We start from the raw sequence: 2,401 nt of genomic DNA on the forward strand, positions 1-2,401 counted from the left end.
GCCTGCGCGCTCGCGGCCGATGCCGAGCTGATCGTGAGCGACGGCCAGCGCGAGCGCCGCGTGATGGCCGGCGACTTCTTCATCGACCTCTACCAGACCGACCTGCGCGCGCACGAGGTGCTGGTGGCGCTCGAGTTCCCGCTGCCGGGCCCGGCGCGCCGCTTCGCCTTCGCCGAACTCGCGCGGCGCCATGGCGACTACGCCATCGTGGGCATCGCGCTGGCCGCCGACGTGCACGAGGGCCGGCTGTCCGACCTGCGCATCGCCTTCTTCGGCATGGGCAACACGCCGATGCGCGCGCTCGGCGCCGAGACCCGGCTGACCGGCACGCAGGCCGACGAAAGCACGCTCGAGGCGGCCGTGCTGAGCCTCGACGAGGACATGCAGCCCGATGCCGACCTGCACAGCAGCGCCGCGGCCAAGCGCCACTTGGCCGGCGTGCTGCTGCGGCGCGCGGTCGAGCGCGTGCTGCAACCGGAGACCGCCCAGTGATGGACACCACCGACACCCACGACCTCAAGCTCGCGGTGCGCATCGAGGTCAACGGCGAGGTGCACGCCTGCCGCGTGGAGCCGCGCCAGCACCTGGTCGACTGGCTGCGCGACGAGCTCGGCCTGAAGGGCACGCGCGTGGGCTGCGAGCACGGCGTGTGCGGCGCCTGCACGGTGCTGATCGACGGCGAGATCGCGCGCGGCTGCCTGGTGCTTGCGGTGCAGGCCGACGGCCGGCGCATCGAGACCATCGAGGGCCTGTCCGACGCCGGCACGCTCGCCGACCTGCAGCGCAGCTTCTCGGCGCGCAATGCCGCGCAGTGCGGCGCCTGCACCTCGGGCATGCTGCTGACCGCGCACGCGCTGCTCGAACGCACGCCCTGCCCGGGCCGCGAAACGATCCGCGAACAGATCTCGGGCAACTACTGCCGCTGCACGGGCTACCACGCGATCGTCGACGCGATCGCGCTGGCCGGGCAGGAACGGCAGGCACGATGCGGCGGCTGTAGCGGCGCCGCGGGGAGCGCGGCATGAACGACCTCACCCTCCCCGCGCCGGTGCGCGAGATCGAGGCGCAGCGCTACATCGGCCAGTCGGTCGAGCGGCCCAACATGCAGCGGCTCATCCAGGGCCGCGCGAACTACGTTGACGACCTCGAGCTTCCGCGCATGCTGCACGTGGTCTACCTGCGCAGCCCGCACGCGCATGCGCGCATCGTGCGCATCGATGCCGAGGCGGCGCGCCGCATGCCGGGCATCGCGGCCATCGTCGATGGCCGCCAGCTCGCGGCGGTCTGCGCGCCCTGGGTCGGCACGCTCAAGCACCTGGCGGGCATGCGCTCGCCGCCACAGCATGCGCTGGCGATCGAGCGCGCCACCTGGCAGGGCGAGGCGGTGCTCGCCATCCTCGGCCGCACCCGGGCGCTGGCCGAGGACGCGCTCGACGCGGTCCAGGTCGAATGGGAGCCGCTGCCCGCGGCGGTGCACATGGACACCGCGCTCGATGCCGCCACGCCGGTGATCCATCCCGAGCTCGGCAGCAACCTGTGCTTCCACCGCGAGATCGACACCGGCGGCGTGGAAGCGGTGTTCGAGGGCGCCGACGTGGTGGTCGAGGACGAGTTCCGCTTCGGCCGCCACACCGGCGTGACGCTGGAGCCGCGCGCCGTGCTGGCCGACTTCACGCCCACCGGCCGGCGCCTCGTGGTGCACCACTCGCACCAGGCGCCGCACATGATGGCCGACCTCTATGCGCGCCAGCTCGGCCTGCAGGAGGCCGACGTGCGCGTGGTCTGCCGCGACGTCGGTGGTTCCTTCGGCATCAAGGTGCATGCCTATGCCGACGACTTCGCGACGGTGGCGCTGTCGGTGCTGCTGGGGCGGCCCGTCAAGTTCGTCGCCGACCGGCTCGAGTCCTTCGTCACCGACGTGCATGCGCGCGAGCACCGCGTGAAGGCGCGGCTCGCGCTGGCGCGCGACGGCCGCATGCTGGCGTTCCAGATCGACGACCTCACGGGCATCGGCCCGTTCTCGATGTTCCCGCGCACCAGCGCGATCGAGGGCAACCAGGTCATCAACATCACGGGCGGCCCCTACAAGCACGCGCACTACAAGGCCAGGCTCGATGTCGCCTTCCTCAACAAGGTGCAGACCAGCCAGTACCGCGGCGTCGGCCATCCGATCGCCTGCACGGTGACCGAGGGGCTGGTCGATCTCGCCGCGGCGAAGCTGGGCATCGACCCGCTCGAACTGCGCCGCAGCAACGTGATGGAGGACGGCAGCTATCCGCGCCAGGGTGCCTCGGGCATCCTGCTCGAGGGGCTGTCGCACCAGGCCTGCCTGGACCGCATCGAGACGCTGATGGACTACGGCGCGCTGCGCCGCGAGCAGGCCGCGCTGCGCGAGCGCGGC

The 2,401-nt window shown here is 72.3% G+C and carries 3 protein-coding genes; all 3 read left to right on the plus strand.

Annotation, left to right across the window (positions count from 1 at the left end):
* Positions 1-492 (plus strand): FAD binding domain-containing protein (locus AC27VN_RS39000; protein WP_490880141.1); only part of this gene is annotated, 492 nt, incomplete at its 5' end.
* Positions 492-1,025, plus strand: coding sequence for a (2Fe-2S)-binding protein (locus AC27VN_RS39005; protein WP_490880142.1), 534 nt, complete (start codon positions 492-494; stop codon positions 1,023-1,025). The genes AC27VN_RS39000 and AC27VN_RS39005, both read left to right, overlap by 1 nt.
* The coding region (locus AC27VN_RS39010; RefSeq protein WP_490880143.1) for a xanthine dehydrogenase family protein molybdopterin-binding subunit at positions 1,022-2,401 on the plus strand (1,380 nt) is incomplete at its 3' end. The genes AC27VN_RS39005 and AC27VN_RS39010, both read left to right, overlap by 4 nt.

Source organism: Variovorax sp. 20P10.2.4, assembly GCF_058244205.1.

Excerpts from the sequence above, each read along its gene's own strand:
- AC27VN_RS39005 (WP_490880142.1), top strand. The coding sequence starts at position 492 with ATGGACACCACCGACACCCACGACCTCAAGCTCGCGGTGCGCATCGAG.